This window comes from Phenylobacterium sp. (assembly GCF_046291545.1).
Taxonomy (GTDB): Bacteria; Pseudomonadota; Alphaproteobacteria; order Caulobacterales; family Caulobacteraceae; genus Phenylobacterium.
On record NZ_JBKBSM010000015.1, the window covers coordinates 16,986 to 35,778 of the forward strand.

General features: G+C 70.5%; 22 protein-coding genes. 19 read left to right on the forward strand and 3 right to left on the reverse strand.

The window, feature by feature from the left end; genetic code table 11:
• Positions 1-14: 14 nt before the first annotated feature.
• The 9 genes from ACK4YQ_RS18270 to ACK4YQ_RS18310 all read left to right on the forward strand — a co-directional run bounded on the left by ACK4YQ_RS18270 (position 15) and on the right by ACK4YQ_RS18310 (position 7,173).
• On the forward strand, positions 15-506 hold the full coding sequence (locus ACK4YQ_RS18270; RefSeq protein WP_409613373.1) for a VOC family protein: 492 nt from the start codon (positions 15-17) through the stop codon (positions 504-506).
• Positions 503-979, forward strand: coding sequence for a VOC family protein (locus ACK4YQ_RS18275; protein ID WP_409613375.1), 477 nt, complete (start codon positions 503-505; stop codon positions 977-979). The genes ACK4YQ_RS18270 and ACK4YQ_RS18275 overlap by 4 nt, the downstream gene beginning before the upstream one ends.
• Positions 976-1,449 carry a VOC family protein gene (locus ACK4YQ_RS18280; protein ID WP_409613377.1) on the forward strand — a complete coding sequence of 158 codons (474 nt, stop codon included), beginning with the start codon at positions 976-978 and terminating at the stop codon, positions 1,447-1,449. Before ACK4YQ_RS18275 ends, ACK4YQ_RS18280 begins: the two co-directional genes overlap by 4 nt.
• Positions 1,440-1,790, forward strand: a complete 351-nt coding sequence (locus ACK4YQ_RS18285) for an ArsR/SmtB family transcription factor (RefSeq protein ID WP_409613378.1) — start codon at positions 1,440-1,442, stop codon at positions 1,788-1,790. The genes ACK4YQ_RS18280 and ACK4YQ_RS18285 overlap by 10 nt, the downstream gene beginning before the upstream one ends.
• Entirely contained in the window at positions 1,787-2,251 is a 465-nt protein-coding gene (locus tag ACK4YQ_RS18290; protein ID WP_409613380.1) for an SRPBCC family protein, read from the forward strand. Before ACK4YQ_RS18285 ends, ACK4YQ_RS18290 begins: the two co-directional genes overlap by 4 nt.
• Before the next feature lie 54 nt (positions 2,252-2,305).
• Entirely contained in the window at positions 2,306-3,559 is a 1,254-nt protein-coding gene (locus ACK4YQ_RS18295) for a TCR/Tet family MFS transporter (RefSeq protein WP_409613381.1), read from the forward strand.
• A gap of 77 nt (positions 3,560-3,636) precedes the next feature.
• A complete protein-coding gene (locus tag ACK4YQ_RS18300; RefSeq protein WP_409613383.1) occupies positions 3,637-5,052 on the forward strand; it encodes a Do family serine endopeptidase in 1,416 nt (471 codons plus the stop codon).
• Between the two features lie 37 nt (positions 5,053-5,089).
• Positions 5,090-6,403 carry a replication-associated recombination protein A gene (locus ACK4YQ_RS18305; protein ID WP_409613385.1) on the forward strand — a complete coding sequence of 438 codons (1,314 nt, stop codon included), beginning with the start codon at positions 5,090-5,092 and terminating at the stop codon, positions 6,401-6,403.
• A complete protein-coding gene (locus ACK4YQ_RS18310) occupies positions 6,400-7,173 on the forward strand; it encodes an RluA family pseudouridine synthase (protein ID WP_409613387.1) in 774 nt (257 codons plus the stop codon). Before ACK4YQ_RS18305 ends, ACK4YQ_RS18310 begins: the two co-directional genes overlap by 4 nt.
• Here ACK4YQ_RS18310 and ACK4YQ_RS18315 read toward each other — a convergent pair.
• Positions 7,170-8,405 carry a hypothetical protein gene (locus ACK4YQ_RS18315; protein WP_409613388.1) on the reverse strand — a complete coding sequence of 412 codons (1,236 nt, stop codon included), beginning with the start codon at positions 8,403-8,405 and terminating at the stop codon, positions 7,170-7,172. The two genes, ACK4YQ_RS18310 and ACK4YQ_RS18315, sit on opposite strands and share 4 nt — an antisense overlap.
• Before the next feature lie 138 nt (positions 8,406-8,543).
• Between ACK4YQ_RS18315 and ACK4YQ_RS18320 the strand changes: the two genes are divergently transcribed.
• Entirely contained in the window at positions 8,544-9,074 is a 531-nt protein-coding gene (locus ACK4YQ_RS18320; RefSeq protein ID WP_409613390.1) for a CC0125/CC1285 family lipoprotein, read from the forward strand.
• 1 nt (position 9,075) lies between these two features.
• On the opposite strand, the gene ACK4YQ_RS18325 is transcribed toward ACK4YQ_RS18320, so the two are convergent.
• The gene (locus ACK4YQ_RS18325) at positions 9,076-10,317 is read right to left on the reverse strand and encodes a hypothetical protein (RefSeq protein ID WP_409613392.1); all 1,242 of its coding nucleotides are present in this window, start codon (positions 10,315-10,317) and stop codon (positions 9,076-9,078) included.
• Positions 10,318-10,472: 155 nt separating this feature from the next.
• Between ACK4YQ_RS18325 and ACK4YQ_RS18330 the strand changes: the two genes are divergently transcribed.
• The 7 genes from ACK4YQ_RS18330 (at position 10,473) to ACK4YQ_RS18360 (ending at position 17,850) form a co-directional block, all read left to right on the forward strand.
• The gene (locus ACK4YQ_RS18330) at positions 10,473-11,456 is read left to right on the forward strand and encodes an RluA family pseudouridine synthase (protein WP_409613394.1); all 984 of its coding nucleotides are present in this window, start codon (positions 10,473-10,475) and stop codon (positions 11,454-11,456) included.
• 87 nt (positions 11,457-11,543) lie between these two features.
• Positions 11,544-13,064, forward strand: a complete 1,521-nt coding sequence (locus ACK4YQ_RS18335; protein ID WP_409613396.1) for a phytoene desaturase family protein — start codon at positions 11,544-11,546, stop codon at positions 13,062-13,064.
• Between the two features lie 125 nt (positions 13,065-13,189).
• Positions 13,190-13,924: an ATP12 family chaperone protein gene (locus ACK4YQ_RS18340; protein WP_409613410.1), complete on the forward strand. Its 735-nt coding sequence runs from the start codon at positions 13,190-13,192 to the stop codon at positions 13,922-13,924.
• 87 nt (positions 13,925-14,011) lie between these two features.
• Positions 14,012-15,544: an acyl-CoA carboxylase subunit beta gene (locus ACK4YQ_RS18345; RefSeq protein WP_409613398.1), complete on the forward strand. Its 1,533-nt coding sequence runs from the start codon at positions 14,012-14,014 to the stop codon at positions 15,542-15,544.
• A 77-nt stretch (positions 15,545-15,621) separates the two neighbouring features.
• Entirely contained in the window at positions 15,622-16,407 is a 786-nt protein-coding gene (locus ACK4YQ_RS18350) for a BON domain-containing protein (RefSeq protein ID WP_409613400.1), read from the forward strand.
• Between the two features lie 39 nt (positions 16,408-16,446).
• Positions 16,447-17,241, forward strand: a complete 795-nt coding sequence (locus tag ACK4YQ_RS18355; protein WP_409613401.1) for an aminoglycoside phosphotransferase family protein — start codon at positions 16,447-16,449, stop codon at positions 17,239-17,241.
• A gap of 51 nt (positions 17,242-17,292) precedes the next feature.
• Positions 17,293-17,850 (forward strand): two pore domain potassium channel family protein, encoded by a 558-nt coding sequence (locus ACK4YQ_RS18360; protein ID WP_409613402.1) that lies wholly within the window; start codon positions 17,293-17,295, stop codon positions 17,848-17,850.
• Here the strand turns inward: ACK4YQ_RS18360 and msrB are convergent.
• Entirely contained in the window at positions 17,745-18,239 is a 495-nt protein-coding gene (gene msrB, locus ACK4YQ_RS18365) for a peptide-methionine (R)-S-oxide reductase MsrB (RefSeq protein ID WP_409613404.1), read from the reverse strand. The genes ACK4YQ_RS18360 and msrB overlap by 106 nt on opposite strands.
• 54 nt (positions 18,240-18,293) lie before the next feature.
• Between msrB and ACK4YQ_RS18370 the strand changes: the two genes are divergently transcribed.
• Positions 18,294-18,614, forward strand: coding sequence for a heavy metal-binding domain-containing protein (locus ACK4YQ_RS18370; RefSeq protein ID WP_409613406.1), 321 nt, complete (start codon positions 18,294-18,296; stop codon positions 18,612-18,614).
• Between the two features lie 42 nt (positions 18,615-18,656).
• On the forward strand, positions 18,657-18,793 hold a 137-nt coding region (locus ACK4YQ_RS18375), incomplete at its 3' end, for a biotin carboxylase N-terminal domain-containing protein (RefSeq protein WP_409613412.1).

Here is an 18,793-nt window from a genome sequence, read left to right on the forward strand (position 1 = left end):
ATAGGAGGATCGCCATGGCCGACATCTCGAGAAAGCCGATCTTCACCCCGACCGTCTTTTACCGCGATCCCCGGGCGGCCCTCGACTGGCTGGCCAGGGCTTTCGGTTTCGAGGTGAGCGTCCTGCTTACGGACGCGGCGGGGAACATCGGACATGCGGAGATGAGCTTCCGCGGCGGCCATGTCGGCGTCGCCGGGGAGTGGGCCGGGCCGCAGCTCGGCGGCGCGGCGATGAGGAGTCCCGCCAGCCTGGGCGGCGCTGGCAGCCAATTCCTGTGGGTCGAACTGGAAGATGGCCTGGACGCGCACTGCGAGCGGGCGCGGCTGGCCGGCGCCCGGATCGTGCAGGCGCCGGAGGAACAATTCTACGGCGCCCGGACCTACCGCGCGCTGGATCAGGAAGGCCATGTCTGGTGCTTCCGACAGGAGGTGCGTTCGGTCTCGCAGACCGAGATGGAAGCCGCGTCCGGCCTGAAGGCGAATGTCTTGAAAGCAGAGGGCGCATGAGCGGCGACACCGTCCGCACCGCGGTCATTCCCCTGGTCTGGTACCTGGAGCCGCGCAGGGCGATCGCCTGGCTCGAGCGGGCGTTCGGCTTCGAGACGACGCTGGTGGTCGACGACGGCCAGGGCGGCGTGATCCACTCCGAGCTCGTCCTCGGCGCCGGCCGCCTCTATGTGGTCGGCCCGCCAAGGGACGGGGCGGTGAGCCCCGCGGCGTTCGGCCGCCGCAACACCCAGTCCGTGCATGTCCAGCTCGCCGACGGGCTGGACGCCCATTGCGCCCGCGCCCGCGCCGCCGGCGCCCGGATCCTTCGCGAACCCGAGACCCAGCCCTACGGCGATCGGGTCTACACCTGCGCGGACATCGAGGACCACGCCTGGTCCTTCGGTCAGACGCTGGCGGCGATGAGCCCGGCGCAGATGGCCGAAGCGACCGGACGCAGGATCACCACATCCCTGAAGGAGCCACGACGATGACGGACAAGACGCAGGACTGGCGACCGGCTCTGGTCTCGGCGGTCTGCTATCGCGACCCGCGAGCGGCCCTGGCATGGCTGGAGGAGGCGTTCGGCTTCGAAACCTTCATGCTCATTGAGGACGGGCAGGGCCAGATCGTCCATTCCGAGATGCGCTTCGGCGACGCCGCGGTGATGGTCGGCTACGAGTGGAGCGACGAGTACAAGAGCCCGGCCTCGCTCGGAGGCAAGGTCACCCAGACGATCCATATATCGATCAAGGACGACGTGGACGCCCACTGCGCACGGACCCGCAAGGCCGGAGCGGTGATCGTCGCCGAACCGCAGGACCAGTTCTATGGCGACCGCACCTACCGTTGCCGCGATCCGGAAGGGCATATCTGGACGGTCAGCCAGACGGTGAAGCGGCTGAGCCGCGAGGAGGCCGAGGCGGCGGCGGGCGGCGACCTGAAGATCACGGGGTGGCTTTGAGCGCCCAGACCGCCGCGATCGACCGGACCCTGGCCGCCCTGGCCGAGCCCCATCGGCGTCAGGTGATCGAGCTCCTGCGCGAGCGGCCGCGCCCGGCGGGCGAGCTGGCGCGGGAGCTCGGCCTAGCGCCTCCGGCCATGAGCCGCCACCTGCGCGCTCTGCGCGAGAGCGGACTGGTCGAGGAGACGCATCCGAAGTTCGATGCGCGGGTGCGTGTCTACGCCCTGAGGCCCGAACCCATGGTCCACCTGCTGCGATGGCTCGAGGAAACCGAGCGCCTGTGGACCGCGCAGTTGGCGGCGTTCAAGGCGCATGTCGAAGCGGGCGGAGAGTCCGCGTGAGCTCCAAGGTCTATGTCGCCCTGCGGGTGAAGGCGTCCGCCGAGCGGGCCTTCGACGCCTTTGTGGACGACATCGGGGCCTGGTGGCGGCCCAACGGCCTCTTCCAGACGACGCCCCGCGCGCCCGGCCGCATGGCCTTCGAGCGCGGCGAGGGGGGACGGCTGACCGAGACCCTGGCGAGCGGCAAGGTCTTCGAGATCGGGCGCATCAGCGTCTGGGAGCCGCCGCGACGGCTGGTCTTCTCCTGGCGCCAAGCGAGCTTCCCGCCGGAACTGTCGACGGAGGTGGAGGTCGTCTTCGAAGCCCTTGGCGAAGAGACTCGCGTCAGGGTCGAGCATCGCGGGTTCGACCGCGTGCCGGCCGACAGCGCCGCGCGCCATGGCTTCCCCGACCAGGCCCTGTTGATGAGGCTGGCGGAATGGTGGCAGGTGCTGCTGCGCGCCTACGGCGACGACGTTTGATTTTTCCGACGTTTGTTCATTTAATGTTCCGGATCGCTGGGGAGGCGACGCCAGATGGATGACCAGAGCGCAGGCCAGGCCGCGCCGCAGGGGCGCAAGGCCGCCTTCGGCTTCATTTTCGCCTGCGCCCTGATGAACTCGATCTCCTTCGGCATCATGATCCCGGTGCTGCCGAACCTGATCAAGGAGTTCACCGGCGGGGACACCGCGGCGGCCTCCGAATGGAACGTCATCTTCGCCGTCACCTGGGGGGTGATGCAGCTCTTCTGCGGGCCGATCCTGGGCATGCTGTCGGACCGGATCGGGCGGCGGCCGGTGCTGCTCATTTCGCTGTTCGGCCTGGCCGTGGACTTCATGTTCATGGCCCTGGCGCCCAACCTGATGTGGCTGTTCGTCGGGCGGGTCCTGAACGGCGTGACCGCCGCGAGTTTCTCGACCGCCAACGCCTACGTCGCCGACGTCACCCCGCCGGCGCAGCGGGCCAAGACCTTCGGCTGGATGGGATCGGCTTTCAGCTTCGGCTTCCTGCTGGGGCCGGCGTTCGGCGGCTGGCTGGCCGAGTTCGACCTGCGCCTGCCGTTCCTGGTGGCCGGGGCGCTGACCGCCGTCAACTGGCTCTACGGCCTCCTGATCCTTCCCGAATCGCTGCCGGCCGAGAAGCGGATCGCGCGGTTCGACTGGCGTCGGGCGAATCCGGTCGGGTCCCTGGGCTTCCTCAAGGCCCATGGCGAACTCCTGGGCCTGGCCAGCGTCGGCTTCCTCTTCCAGCTGGCGCACACGGTGCTGCCGTCGATCTTCGTGCTCTACTCGGGATACCGCTATGGCTGGAGCCCGGCCTTCATCGGCTTGCCGATGATGGGGACCGGGATCGCGGGCGTGCTGGTGCAGACCCTGCTGGTCGGGCCGGTGGTGGCGCGGATCGGCGAGCGAGGCGCCCTGCTGCTGGGCTGCGCCGCCGGGGCCGCGGGATTCGCCATCTACGGCCTGGCTTCACAGGGCTGGATGTACCTGATGGGCATTCCGGTGTTCGCCTTCCTGAACTTCCTGCAGCCGGGGCTGCAGGGCCTGATGACCCGAAGGGTCGGGCCCCACCAGCAGGGACAGTTGCAGGGCGCCAACCAAAGCTTGCAGGGCGTGGCATCGGTGATCGGCCCGATCATCTTCGGCCTGACCTTCGCCTGGTCGATTCGCCACGACGCGGTGCTGCACGCGCCCGGGTTCGCCATCTTCCTGGCCTCGGCCATGCTGGCCAGCGCCTTCCTGCTGTCGCTGAAGGTGGCCCGCGCCCCGGCGGAGGCCATGGCCTGAAGAGCGATCGCCGCGCCGCCATCTTTGCGCCCGAAACCTTCGCAGATTGACGGCGTTCCGAAGAAGCTGGAGCCGCCATGCACGCCCCGCGCGTTCTGATCCCCGTCCTGGTCCTTCTCGCCGCCTGTTCGGACCCCACGAGCAAGTCGTCGGCGCAGCCCGCGCTCGCCCAGCCGACGCGCTCGCCGCCCGCCGACGCCGCCTCGATGAAGGCGTCCTTCGCCCCGGTGGTGAAGAAGGCGGCCCCGGCCGTGGTGAACATCTCTTCCAAGCGCCTCGTGCGCCAGCGGGTGGATCCGTTCTGGGAGCTGTTCGGCATGGGCGCCCCGCGCGACCGGATCGAGGGCTCCCTCGGGTCGGGCGTGATCGTGCGGCCTGACGGCGTGATCGTGACCAACAACCATGTGGTGGAAGGCGGCCAGGAGATCACCGTGGCCCTGGCCGACCGCCGCGAATTTCCGGCCAAGGTGCTGCTGGCCGACGCGCGCACCGACCTGGCCATCCTGAAGATCGACGTTGGCGACGAGCGCCTGCCGGTGCTGGCCATCGACGACACCGGCGACGCTGAAGTGGGCGACCTGGTGCTCGCCATCGGCGATCCCTTCGGCGTCGGCCAGACCGTCACCAACGGCATCATCTCGGCCCTCAACCGAACCGCCGATCCGAGCGGCGACGCCGCGTCCAGCTACATCCAGACCGATGCGGCGATCAATCCGGGCAACTCCGGCGGCGCGCTGGTGGACATGGACGGCGATCTGATCGGGGTGAACAGCTTCATCCTCTCGCGCTCGGGCACCTCGAGCGGCGTCGGCTTCGCCGTCCCCGCGGCCATGGTCCGCCGGGTGGTGGAGACCGCCGTCGGCGGCGGCCATGCGGTGGTGCGTCCCTGGCTTGGCGCGCGCACGCAGAGCGTCACCGGCGAGATCGCCCGCAGCCTGGGCCTGTCGATTCCGCAAGGGGCCCTGGTTGCGGACGTCTATCCGGGCGGTCCGGCGGCGCGCGCGGGCCTGAAGCAGGGGGATGTAATCGTCTCGGTGGACGGGCGGTCCGTCGCCGACGCCGGCGCGCTCAACTTCGCCATTGGCACCCATCGCCCCGGCGACACCTACACCCTTGGCGTGCGGCGGGGGAACGGCGGGCCGCTCACCCTGCGGGTCAAGGCCGAGCCGGCGCCGGAGACCCCGGCCCGCGACCAGCGCATGATCAGCGGCCGCAACCCGTTCGACGGGGCGACGGTGGTGAACCTGTCGCCGGCGGTGGCCGACGAACTGGGGGTCGACCCGTTCCTCGGCCCTGGCGTCATGGTGGCCGGTATCGGGCGCGGCTATGCGATGAACGCGGGGCTGCGGCCCGGCGACATCATCCGCGAGGTCAACGGTCGGCGGATCGGAGACGTTCGCGAACTGGCCGGGGTGCTCGCCCAGGGCGGCGGCTCCTGGCAGGTGACGATCGAGCGCAACGGCCAGCGGATCACCGCCCAGTTCCGCACGTGACCGGGGCGCGCCGCTGCGGTTCCTGCTAGGCTGCGGCATGGCCGATCTGTTCGAAGCCGCGGGCCTGACGCCGCACGCCCCATCACCGCTCGCCGACCGTCTGCGTCCCCAGCGGCTGGACGAGGTGGTCGGCCAGGACCACCTGCTGGCGGAAGCCGGCCCGATCCGGCGCATGGCCAACGCCCGGCGGCTGTCGTCGATGATCCTCTGGGGCCCGCCCGGCACCGGCAAGACCACGATCGCCCGATTGCTGGCCAAGGAAGCCGGCTATGAGTTCCAGCAGCTGTCGGCCGTGTTCTCCGGCGTCGCGGACCTGAAGAAGGCGTTCGAGGCGGCGCGGGCGCGCCGGGCCGCCGGGCAGTCGACGCTGCTGTTCGTGGACGAGATTCACCGCTTCAACCGCGCCCAGCAGGACGGCTTTCTGCCGTTCGTCGAGGAGGGGATCGTCACCCTGGTGGGGGCGACCACGGAAAACCCCTCGTTCGAGCTGAACGGGGCGCTGCTGTCGCGCTGCCAGATCTATGTGCTGAAGCGGCTGGACGAGGAGGCGCTGGAGAGCCTGCTCGCCAAGGCCGAGGCTTTCGAGGGCCGCACCCTGCCGCTCGAACCGGAAGCCCGCGGCGCCCTCGTCGCCCTGGCCGATGGCGACGGACGCTATCTGCTGACCCTGGCCGAGACCCTGTTCAACATCGGCGTCGCCAGGCCGATGAGCACCAAGGAGCTGGGGCAGGTGCTTCAGAAGCGCAGTCCCGCCTATGACAAGGACCGCGAGGAGCACTACAACCTCATCTCGGCCCTGCACAAATCCATCCGCGGGTCCGACCCGGATGCGGCCCTCTACTGGCTGGCGCGCATGCTGGAGGGAGGCGAGGAGCCCCTGTTCATCGCCCGGCGGCTGATTCGCGCGGCGGCGGAGGACATCGGCGAAGCCGACCCCATGGCCCTGGTGCTCGCCAACGCCGCCAAGGACACCTACGAGTTTCTGGGATCGCCCGAGGGCGAGATCGCCCTGGCGCAGGTCGTGGTGCACCTGGCTGCGGCGCCCAAGTCGAACGCCGTCTACAAGGCCTTCGGCGCGGCCCGCCGGGCGGCCAAGGAGACCGGCTCGCTGATGCCGCCGGCGCATATCCTGAACGCCCCGACCAAGCTGATGAAGGATCTCGGCTACGGCCGCGGCTACGCCTACGACCACGACGCCGAGGGCGGCTTCTCCGGGCAGAACTACTTTCCGGACGGCATGGAGCGGCGGGTCTTCTACGCGCCCCGGGGCGAGGGCGTCGAGGCGCGGATCAAGGAACGGCTCGATCGCTGGGCGTCCGAGCGCGAACGCCGCGGCCGGCGGGGCGAATGAAGCCGACCGGCCCGCGCCGCGCCAAGGCTCATGAAACCCCCGTCGCTCTGACAGAGGCGGAGGTCGCCTTCGTGCGCGGCCTGGTGATCTATGAGGACGCCCAGCTCCTGGCCCTGAACAAGCCCGCGGGCCTGTCCAGCCAGGCCGGCCGAACGCCGGCGCACACCCTGGATGAATTGCTGTGGGCCTTCGCCAGGCCCGGAAAGGCGCGCCCGCGCCTGATCCATCGCCTGGACCGCGACACCTCCGGCGTGATCCTTACGGCCAAGACCAAGCCCGCCGCAGGATTCCTCGGCAAGGCCATGATGGGGCGGCGGTTTTCGAAGACCTACTGCGCAATCGTGGGCGGGGGCGCGCCGTCCCCCGCCGCTGGGGTCATAGAGGCGCCGCTGCGCCGCGAGGAGGTGGGACGCGAGGCCTATATGCGGGTCTGCGCGCCGGACCACCCGCAGGCGGAGGCGGCGTTCACCCGCTACCGCACCCTGGCGGCGACGGATCACGCGGCGCTGGTCGAACTGGAGCCGCGGACGGGGCGCATGCACCAACTGCGGGCGCACCTGGCGTCGATCGGACGGCCCATCGCCGGGGACGTCCGCTATGGCGGGCCCCTGGTCGTGGAGGGGCGGGCCGCGCCGCGTCTGATGCTGCACGCCCGCGCCCTGCAGTTCCCCCATCCGGAGGGCGGAACCCGTCGCATCGAGGCGCCCCTGCCATCGGACATGACGGCCATGGCGGAGGCCCTCGGCCTCATGGCGGGCGCTGGCGCCTAGGCGGCTGGGCGCTCGCTCTCGCCGGCGGCGATGGCGCGGCGGCTGGCGTGAGTGAAGCCTGCGACCTGGGCCATGCCGAAGTATTCCGCGCTCGGGAGGCCCTGGACGACGAGAGCCGGCGAGAGCCCCTTGGCCTCCATGGAGATCGCCACCAGCAGGCGCGCGAGGCGCGAATCGAAGCCGGCCAGGTCGGCGGCGTCGAAGGTCAGCCCACGGAGGCGGACGTCCCGCACCGGGGCGGCGGCGCGCTTCACCGGCTGTAGCCGCACGAAGACGCCGCGGCTGACCGCGGTGACGAGAGCCGAAACTTCCGCGAGGCGCCCGGGCGGGGTGCCGCGGTCGACGTCGAACAGTTCGATGAAGAGGCTGCGGCGGAGCTGCTCGGCGGTGATGTCCTCACGTCCGACCAGTTCGCGCCGACCCTTGCGGCCGCCGAGGGAGCGGAAGGAGGCCGGCACGATCAGCGGCGGCTGGCTGCGGCTGTCCTTGGGCATGAACAGGGACGCGAAATCCAGCGCCGAGCGGTCGATGAAAGCGGCCTCCTCGTCGGTGAGCTTGCCGAAGAAGCGCGTGGGGATCACCCGGCCGGTGGCGGCGTGGCTGACCGTCGGCTGCACGCGCAGGGCGGCGGTCACGTTGTGCTGCAGGCTGACGACGTGCTCCAGCGCGAAGTGGACCTTCATGGTCTCGCCGCCCGCGGTGACGAAGGACACCGGGTTGCGCTTGCGCTCCTCTTCCGGGTCGATCCCGTGCCTGTAGGGCGAGGGCGCTGCGGGATCGGCGACCCTTTGGCGGGCGACGGCGATGCGGACCGGGTCTAGCTCCGCGGCGGAGACGTTCAGGCCGTCGATGCGGTTGACCGAGCGAACCCGGAAATCGGCCTGTTCGGCCGATCCAAGGAAGAAGACCAGGACCTCCTCGAGGATTTTCAGGCTCACCGCCTGGGCGGCCACCCCCTCTTCCTGGGTCATGCCGATGAGAAAGTCGGTCTCGTTCAGCCGCTGGCGGATGTCCTGGTGGGAAAGGTGCTCGTCCAGCTTGCGGCCAACATAGGCCCAGACGTCGTCCCTCTTCCGGGGCCAGCGGTCGCCGGCGCGCTCCTGGATGGCCTCGACACTGATGATGGTGACGCAGCCGCGCTCGACGAGGTCGGAGCCGGCCAGCCGGTCGAGCGCCGCCGCGGCAGTCGCGGTGGCGATCCGGTCGATCGTTGCGCCTTCGTGTCGGCTCATCGGCGTCCCAGGGGCATCGGCGACACGTTGCGCCCGGCGACTTAACGTGAGGTTGCGGGCTATCGTGCGCGGCGGCTGGCGGCTGCGGAACGCCTGTGGCGGCGCGCCGTTCAACCCAATCTGAAGGAGGACGTCCGCATGCGGCGGCCCGAACGTCTGCGAATCTCCGGCCGGGTGATGGCCGGCGCCTTGTCTGCGCTCGCTCTAAGCGCCTGCGCTTCCTCCCCGACCTTCTATGGTCCCGCCGCCACGCCCGGCGCGGTCGGATGGTCGGAGTACCAGATCGAGCAGGGCCGGTTCCGGGTGACGTTCCAGGGCGGCCCGGGGGCGCCGGTCGAGATGGTCTCGGATTACGCCCTTCTGCGCGCCGCCGAGCTGACGCTGTCGCAGGGCTATGACTGGTTCCGCATCGCCGACCGCGCCACCACTCAAAGTGGGGCGGGCCGGGGGCCGCGGGTCAGCCTGGGGGCTGGAAGCGGCTCCTACGGCGGCCGCGGCGGCGTGAGCCTGGGCGTCGGCACCAGCTTCGACCTCGCCGGCGGCGGGCCGGCCCTGAGCCAGACCCTGGAGATCGTGATGGGACGGGGGACGCCGCCGCGCGAGCCGGACGTCTATGGCGCCCGCGAGGTCCAGCGCAACCTGGGCGGACGCGCCGGCCTGCGGACCTAGATCAGGCCGCCGCGGCGGGCAGAACGTCGTCCAGCGCTCCGCCGGGCCGCATTGCCGCGTGGGTGAAGCCCGCGACCTGGGCGATGGGGTAGAAGCCCTCGCTGGGCAGGCCGTGGGCCACCAGGACCGGGGCCAGAGCGCGCGCCTGCTCGGCGGCGGCGAGCACCTGGTGCACGACCTGGCGATCGGCGTCGCCGGCGTCGCCGAAGTCGAGGGTCAGGCCCTGCAGTCGCGCCTGGCGCAACGGCTCCTCGGCGTTCTTCGCCGGGCGCAGCCGCACGAAAACGCCGCGGCAGACCGCGCCGACCAGGGCGGCGACCTCGGCTAGCCGGCCCGGCGGCGTGCCGCGGTCCACGTCCACCAGTTCGATGACGAGGCGCCCCTTGGCCTGTGCGGTGGAGACGCCCGGCAGGCTGGTCAGGCGTCGGCGTCCCCTGCGGCCGCCGAGGGTGCGGAAGGAGGCCGGAACGATCAGCGGCGGCGAGGTCCGCCCCTGGCGGGAAAGGAACAGGGCGGCGAACTCCAGGGCCGCCTGGTCGATCAGTCCGGCGTGGTCATCGCTGAGCCTGGCCCACTGATCGGGGCTGACGAGCCGTCCGGTCCCTACGCAGGACACGGTGGGATGGACCCGAAGCGCGGCCAGCCTGTCGTGTTTCAGGCTGGTGACGGGCTCGAGCGAGAATTGCACCCGCAACTGCTCGCTGTCCGTGGCCGGCAGATGGATCGGATTGCAGCGCCGTTCGTCGGTGAAATCCACATCGCCCCGCAGCGCGGCGAGGTCGAAACGGCCGTCCGCCCGCCAGTCGGCGGCAATGCCGCCGGGGTCCAGGTCGTAGGTGCTGATCAAGGTGCCATCGACGGATTCAACGGCCGCAAGCCGAAGGTCCACCGGCTCGGCGGCGCCGAGATAGTGGATCACCAGCTCCTCCAGAACCCGCAGCGCCAGGGCGCGCACGGCCGTCGCTTCGCCCCGGGCGGTGGCGACCAACAGGTCGGTGTCGTTGAGACGGGCCCGCAGATCGTCGGGCTCGAGATAGCCGTCGAGGCGCGCGTTCAGCCGCGCCCAGACCTCGTCGCGCAGCTTGGGCCAGCGGCCTCCGGCGCGTTCCCGAACCGCGCCGACGCTGATCACGACCGCACAGCCGCGAGCCGCCAGTCCGGCGGCCTCAAGGCGCGCCAGCACCGGCGCCGCCTCGGTGGCGGCGAGCCTGTCGATGGAATCGCCTGCGAGGTTCCGTTGCATGCCTGCAGCCGTACGTTGCGATTGGCGACCTTGCGGCGGCGCGCTTAACGGCGGGTTGTCGCGGCGATCCTGACGGCCCTTTGCGGATGCGGCGCGGCGTCGCATAAGGGGCCGGTGACCATCGACCCGTCCTTCCCGGCATCGAGCGCCTTCGCATGAGGGCCGTGCGCACCATCGCTGTGGGCGAGGGGGAGGACGGCGTGCGGCTCGACCGCTGGTTCCGCCGCCGCTGGCCGCACCTCAGCCAGGGCCAGTTGCAGAAGCTGATCCGCTCCGGTCAGGTGCGGGTCGACGGCGCCCGGGCCAAGGCCGATACGCGGCTGGACGCCGGGGCAATGGTGCGCGTGCCGCCGCTGCCGGACGCGCCGCCGCCCGGAGAGCGGGCCAAGGCCCTCGATTCGCGCGACGTCGCCTACGCGCGCTCCCTGGTCCTCTACGAGGACGAAGAGGTGCTTGCGCTGAACAAGCCTTCCGGCCTGGCGGTCCAGGGCGGGACCAAGACCACCAGGCACGTCGACCGGCTGCTGAGCGCCTGGGGCGAGGGGGCCGACAGGCCGAGGTTGGTCCATCGCCTCGACCGCGACACGTCCGGCGTCCTGGTGCTGGGCAAGACCCCCGCGGCGGCGGCGAAGCTGTCCGGCGCCTTCGCCCGTCGCAAGGCCCAGAAGACCTATTGGGCCCTGGTGGCGGGCCAGCCCAAGCCGTCGGAGGGCGTGCTGGAGCTGCCGCTGGTGAAGAAGGGCGTGGGCGATCGCGAGATGGTGGTCCCGGCCGATCCAAAGGAGCCGGGTGCAGAACCGGCCGAGACGGAGTTCGTGACCATCAGCCGCGCCGGCCAGAAGGTCACTTGGATGGCGCTGCGCCCGCACACCGGGCGGACGCACCAACTGCGCGCTCACATGCTGGCCATTGGCCACCCGATCCTGGGCGACCCGAAGTACGCCAACGAAGCTTCCGCGGGCCTTTCGGAGGGGCTGAAGCTGCAGCTTCATGCGCGCCGGCTCACCCTGCCGCACCCCTCCCGCGGCGTGCTGGTCCTGGAAGCGCCGATCAGCCCGGAAATGAAGGCCGGCTTCGCACGCTTCGGCTTCGACGAGCACGAGGCCGAGCCCGAGCCGTTCGCCCGCAAGCGCCGCTAGGGCCGCGCGCCGGGCCGTTTGACGGCGGTCAATGCGACCAGCCCCGGGGGCGGGCCATCTGCGCGCAGTCCTTTCAGGGAGGGCGCGATGTCCGAGGGGACAGTGCTGATCATCGGTGGCGGCGTGGGCGGGCTGTCCGCCGGCTGCTATGCGCAGATGAACGGCTACCGCGCCACGATCCTTGAGGCGCACAACCGCACCGGCGGGGTCTGCACCTCCTGGACCCGCGACGGCTACGTGTTCGACGGCTGCATCCACAATCTCGCCGGCACCTCGGCCGACAGCGGCCTGGCTGCGATGTGGCGGGAGCTGGGCGTCTTTCCGCGGCTGGCCGTCAAGCGCTTCGACGAACTGGTGTGCATCGAGCGGCCCGACGGCGAGCCGTTCACGGTCTACACCGATCTGCGCCGGCTGCAGGCGCACATGAAGGCGCTCTCGCCCAGGGACGCCCCGGTGATCGACGCGTTCATCGGCGCGGCGAGCCGGCTGGTTCACTTCGATCTGCTGGGCCTGACGCTGTCGCCGCCGCGCGAGCGGGCGCGAGCGCTGGCCGTGGCGGCGCCGACCCTGCTGCGGTGGGGGCGGATGACGTTGGATGACTATGCGGCGCGCTTCTCCGATCCGTTCCTGCGCAGCGCCCTTCCCCGCATGATCTATGACTGGCCGGCCCAGACGATGCTGATGGCCCTGTTCTTCCTCGCCCGCACCTCGGTCGGGGACCTCGGCTGGCCGGTGGGCGGGTCCCAGGCCCTGTCCGGAGCGATCGAGGAGCGCTTCCGCAGGCTGGGCGGCGAGGTGCGGTTCGGCGCCAGGGTGGACGAGGTGCTGGTGGAGGCGGACCGCGCCGTTGGCGTGCGCCTGGCCGACGGCGCCGAGCTGCGGGCCGACATCGTCGTCAGCAACGCCAACGGCAAGGCGACGATCGAGGGCATGCTGGGCGGGCGCTACACCAGCCCGGCGATCCGCGCCTACTACGCAGCGCCCGAGGACCGCATCGAGATGGGCGTGCACGTCTGCCTCGGGGTGGCGCGGGACCTGTCGGCGCTGCCCCATGCGCTTATCCTGCCGGTTGAGCCGCCGGTGACGATCGACGCCGAGGCGCGGGAGCGGCTCTATGTGGAGCCCTTCGCCTTCGATGCGACCATGGCGGCGCCGGGCAAAACGGCGCTCAAGGCGGTGATGGCCACCAGCTACAGCCGATGGGCGGCGCTGGCCGCCGATCCGCCGGCGTACGCCCGGGCCAAGGCGTCCGTCGCCGAGGCCGTGATCGCGCAGCTGGACGCCCGCTTCCCCGGCCTGCGGAAGGACATCGAAGTGGTGGACGTGGCCACGCCGGCCACCACCTTGCGGTTCACCGGCAACGGGCACGGATATCGCGGCTCGACCAACGCCATGCTGACCTCGATCTTCGCCGGCCGGCGGCTCAGCCAGACCCTGCCCGGGCTGGCGAACTTCTACATGGTCGGGCAGTGGGCCGGGATTCCCGGCGTATCCTCGGTGGCGGCGATGGGACGTGAAGTGGCGCGTCAGATCTGCCGGCGGGATGTGCGGCCGTTCCGGACCAGTTCGGATGAGGCCGTGGCGTCGGTTCGGGCCCTGCTGGACTAGGCCGCAGGCGGGCCGGCGCCGGTTTCGGGCCCGCGCCCGCTGAGAACGCACGGCTTGCGCATTCTCGTCCGAGCCCCCATTCCACGCGGGCAGTCCGCGGATGGGCCGCGGACCGGGTGGTGCTCATGGTGTCCAAGGGATTTCACGAACCGGTCGAGAAGCCGAAGCGCTTCTACAAGGAGGTCACGGTGGAGCCGGAGGGCGCCGGCTTCGCCGTCAAGCTCGACGGGCGCACGGTGCGCACGCCCAAGGGCGGCAAGCTGGTGCTGCCGACCAGGGCCCTGGCGGACCTCGTGGCCGGGGAGTGGGCCGCCCAGGCCGAGGTGATCGAACTGGCCGACATGCACGCCACGCGCCTGGCCAACACGGCGCTGGAGGCGCTGCCGGCCGCCCGGGAGGCGACGGTGCAGAGCGTCGCGCAATACGCCGGCTCCGACCTGCTCTGCTATTTCGCCGACCAGCCGGCCGCCCTGGCCGACCGGCAGGTCGAACGCTGGGAACCGGTGCTCGCCCGCGCCGAAGCCGAGATCGCCGGCGCGTTCGTGCGCGCCTCTGGGATCGTGCATCGCGAGCAGCCCACCGAGACCCTGGCGCGGGTGCGGGCCCTGGCGGGCGGGCTGGACGACTTCCGCCTGACCGGTCTTGCGTTCGGCGCGGCGCTGTTCGGCTCGGCGATCCTGGCGATCGGCCTCCTGCGGGGCTGGTTCAGCGGCGAGCAGGCCTTCGAACTGTCGCGCCTGGACGAGGCCTATCAGGAGGAGAAGTGGGGGGTGGACGCAGAGGCGGCCGAGCGCACCGCCAAGCTGGCGGACGAGGCGCGCCTCCTGGAACGGTGGTTCCGCGCGCTGGAAGCGGCTTGAGCCTTCCAGGCTTTCCGCCCGGGCAACTTGTCAGCCGCACGGCGCGCGACTACGCCTTGCTCCGTTCAGGGCGTATCGGAGCCAAGCGTGAAGCACATCCTCGAAGAACTTGAGCGCAGGCGCGAAGAGGCGCGGGCAGGCGGCGGCGAGCGCCGGATCCAGAGCCAGCACGCCAAGGGCAAGCTCACCGCGCGCGAGCGCATCGACCTGCTGCTCGATGAGGGTTCGTTCGAGGAGTTCGACATGTTCGTCGAGCACCGGGCGGTGGACTTCGGCATGGCCGAGCAGAAGATCCCCGGCGACGGCGTGGTCACCGGCTGGGGCACGATCAACGGCCGTGTCGTGTTCGTCTTCTCGAAGGATTTCACGGTTTTCGGCGGATCTCTTTCGAGCGCGCATGCGCAGAAGATCCTGAAGGTCCAGCGCCAGGCGCTCAAGGTCGGGGCGCCGATCATCGGTCTGTTCGACGCCGGGGGCGCACGCATCCAGGAGGGCGTGGACAGCCTGGCGGGCTATGCGGACATCTTCCTGGAGAACACCCTGGCCTCGGGCGTGATCCCGCAGATCAGCGTGATCATGGGGCCCTGCGCCGGGGGCGACGTCTATTCGCCCGCAATCACCGACTTCATCTTCATGGTGAAGGACACCTCCTACATGTACGTCACCGGGCCGGACGTCGTGAAGACGGTGACCCACGAAGAGGTCACGCACGAGGAACTGGGCGGGTATCGGGTGCACGCCTTGAAGTCCGGCGTCGCTGACGGCGCGTTCGACAACGACCTGGAGGCCCTGACGCAGGTCCGCCGTCTGGTGGATTTCCTGCCGCTGTCGAACCGCGAGACCCCGCCGGTGCGGGAGAGCTTCGACGATCCGGAACGCCAGGAGCCGTCGCTCGACACCCTGGTGCCTGCCAATCCCAACAAGCCCTACGACATGAAGGAGCTCATCCTGAAGGTCGTCGATGAGGCGGATTTCTTCGAGATTTCGCCAGACTTCGCCAAGAACATCATCTGCGGCTTCGCCCGGATGGACGGCGCCACCATCGGGATCGTCGCCAACCAGCCGCAGGTCCTGGCGGGGGTGCTGGACATCGACGCCAGCCGCAAGGCGGCGCGCTTCGTCCGCTTCTGCGACGCCTTCGAGATTCCGATCGTCACCTTCGTCGACGTACCGGGCTTCATGCCGGGCACCCGGCAGGAGCAGGGCGGGCTGATCCGTCACGGGGCCAAGCTGCTGTTCGCCTATGCCGAGGCGACAGTGCCGAAGGTGACGCTGATCACCCGCAAGGCCTATGGCGGCGCCTATGACGTGATGAGTTCCAAGCACATCCGCGGCGACGTCAACTACGCCTGGCCGACGGCGGAGATCGCCGTCATGGGCTCCAAGGGGGCCGTGGAGATCATCTTCCGCTCGGAGATCGGTGATCCCGACGCGATCGCCGCGCGGGAGGCCGAGTACAAGGCGCGCTTCGCCAATCCGTTCGTGGCCGCCAGCCGCGGCTACATCGACGACGTGATCATGCCGCACGGCACCCGCAAGCGCATCGTGCGCGCGCTGAAGAACCTGCGCGGCAAGGTGCTGGAGAACCCCTGGAAGAAGCACGACAACATCCCATTGTGACGCTCACGGGAGTTTGTCGGAACGGGCGGGCCCCGGTTTCGGTTTGACGGCTGCAGCCTCAGCGAAGGAGTTGGCCGATGAACAACCGCTGGCATGATGACGGACCCCAGGAAACGCGCCGCGCCGCCCGATGGCCGCGGGAGACCGGTCCAGACTGGGGGCGGTCCCGCAGCCGCCTGGACGAGGAGCGCGCCTTCGGACCGCCGCGGGGCGAGTACGATTCTGACCGGGGGATCGGCGAGGCGGTGAATCCGGCCGGCCAGGTGTTCGGCCAGCGCGAGAGCGGCGCCGACTACACCGGCCGGGTCACCGAAGGCCGCTATTGGGGCGGCTACGACTTCGGCCCCACCTCGGGGCAGGACTGGTACGAGACCGAACGCGATGCCGGCGACCTGCGCCGTCGGGCGCGCAGGCTGGGGCGTGACGGCGGCCCCTACGCCCGGCCCGGGCGGGGCGGGGACGACCGCGGCTTCTGGGACAGGATGTCCGACGAGGCGGCGTCCTGGTTTGGCGATCCCTACGCCCGCGAGCGCCGCGAGGAGGACCATCGTGGCCGCGGCCCCAAAGGCTACCGCCGCTCGGACGCGCGGATCGACGACGACGTGCATGAGCGCCTGACCGAGGACCGCCTGCTGGACGCCTCCGACATCGAGGTGCGGGTGCAGGACGGCGAGGTGACGCTGAACGGCTTCGTGCGGGAGCGGCGCGACAAGCACCGGGCGGAGCACCTGGTCGAACACGTGTCCGGCGTCCAGCACGTGCAGAACAATCTGCGTGTCCGCCAGGGAGCGGCGGGCGACGCCGGCGCGGCTGGCGCGCCGGAAGGCACGGTGCTGGACAGGCAGGCCTCCGACCGCGGCTGACGCCGCGACAGCCGCTGCGGCTGGGGCTAGGCTTCGCCGGTGACCGACACCCTCGAAGCCTGGTTCGCCCGTTGGGGGCTGGAGCCCGACGGCGCGGCCTTCGCCGGGAGCGAGGGCCGGCTCGCGCCGGTGCGCTTCAAGCGGCGGCCAGCGATGCTGAAGGTCTTCGGCTCGGCCGACGAGGCGCGCGGCGGGCGGGTTCTGGATTGGTGGGGCGGGCGCGGCGCCGTCGAGGTGCTGGCGAGCGCTCCCGAGGCCGTGCTGATGGTCCGGGCCCCCGCCGCCGCCGGACTTGCCCAGATGGCCGAGGCCGGCGAGGACGATCAGGCCAGCGCAATTCTCTGCCAGGTGGTCGCGGCGCTGCACGCCCCGCGGCCGTGCCCGGAGCCGGCCGGTGTTCCACCGCTCCGCGGACTGTTCGCCAAGCTCGTCGGGGTCGCGCAGGACGACGCCCGCCTTGCGGCGGCTGCGGCGACGGCGGCCCGGCTCCTGGAGACGCAGCAGGAGGTGGTGGTGCTGCACGCGGACATCCACCACTTCAACGTTCTCGACTTCGGCGGCGGCGACCGGCGCGCCATCGATCCGTGGGGCTACCGCGGCGAGCGCGCCTATGACTACGCGAACATAGTGCGAAATCCGTCCCTGGACCTGGTGCGTGCGCCCGGACGGCTCGAGCGGCAGCTGGAGATCATCGCGGCGGCGGCGCGGCTGGAGCTCTCCCGGCTGCGGTCCTGGGTCTTCGCCCACGCGGGCCTGGCGGCGGTGTGGGACCTCGAGGACGGCCATGATCCGTCCCGCTCGTTCGCCGTCCTGGACCGGCTGGCCGGCGCCTGAGCTTGTTCTGAATCAAGGCCGGATGCAGGGCCGGTGGTTCAGTTGCCGGTCATGGACGTCCTCGCATCCGGTTCGAACCTCGGGCACGAGCTGTTGCTAGCCACCGCCATGGTCGGCCTGACGGTGGTGGTGCACCTGATCGGGCTCGACGTGCTGATGGACCTGACCCGATGGCGCTTTGCGCGCCTGCAGTCATTCGGCCGGCTCGACCGCATGCTGGCGCCCCTGACGATCGTGCTGGGGCTGTTCGTGCTGCACGGGCTGGAGATCTGGGCCTATGCGGCGGTCTATTGGAGCATGGGGCTGCTGCCGAGCCTGGAGCAGGCGCTCTACTTCTCCACCAGCGCCTATTCGACGGTGGGCGAGACTGGGGCGATCCTGCCGGTCCCCTGGCGCATCGTCGGCGTGCTGGAGGCGGTCAACGGCATGCTGCTGATCGGCTGGTCCACGGCCTTCCTGTTCCAGGTGCTGACCCACCTGATGGAAGAGGAGGAGGACGCCCGTCAGCTTCCGAGGGGCGCCATCGCCAGATCGTCGCCCCGGCGCAACGGGTCGGGCAAGGGCTCGCCGTCCGCCACGAAGGCCAAGGACACCGAGTTGATGCAGTAGCGCAGCCGGGTCGGCGGGGGGCCGTCGGGGAAGACGTGGCCCTGATGGCTGTCGCACCGGGCGCAGCGGGTCTCTATGCGGACCATGCCGTAGCTGGTGTCGCGCACCCCGACCACGTGTGATTCGTCGAACGGCGCCCAGAAGCTCGGCCAGCCGGTGCCGCTCTCGAACTTGGTCTTGGCCCGGAACAGGGGCAGGCCGCAGAGACGGCAGCAGTAGACGCCGTTCTCCTTGTTATCGAGGAGCCCGCCGCAGAAAGGCGCTTCGGTGCCGTGGTGAAGGAGGACGTCGGCCTCCTCGCGGGTGAGGCCCGCCTCCAGCTCGGCGCGCTCGGCGTCGGTGGGCGGGGTGAGGTCGAAACCGGTGGGGGAGACGGCTGGCGTGGTCATGAGCCTCAATCTAAGGTCGCCCCCCTTGAAGGAAAAGCTTCGCCGGGAGGCGCCATGATCACCGCGACCACACCGACCCTCGCCGAGCATGAGATCGCCCGCACCCTTGGGGTGGTCACCGGAGAGGCGATCATCGGCGCCAACATCTTCCGCGACTTCCTAGCCGGCGTCACCAACATCATCGGCGGGCGCGCGGCCGGCTATGAGAAGGCGCTGCGCGAAGCTCGCGACACCGCCCTCAGGGAGATGTGCGACGAAGCCCGCGGCCTGGGGGCCGACGCCGTGGTGGGCGTGGACCTGGACTACGAGACCCTCGGGATGGAGAACAGCATGCTCATGGTCAGTGCTTCAGGCACGGCCGTAAAGCTGCGCTGAATCAACTGTAAGTGCATGAAAGTTAATGTGAGTGGGGGCGGGATGTTCAACAAGCTTCTGATTGCGAACCGCGGGGAGATTGCGGTCCGGATCATCCGCACGTGCCGTCGTCTGGGGATCTCGACGGTGGTGGTCTATTCGGAGGCGGACGCGGACAGCCTGGCGGTGGAGCTGGCGGA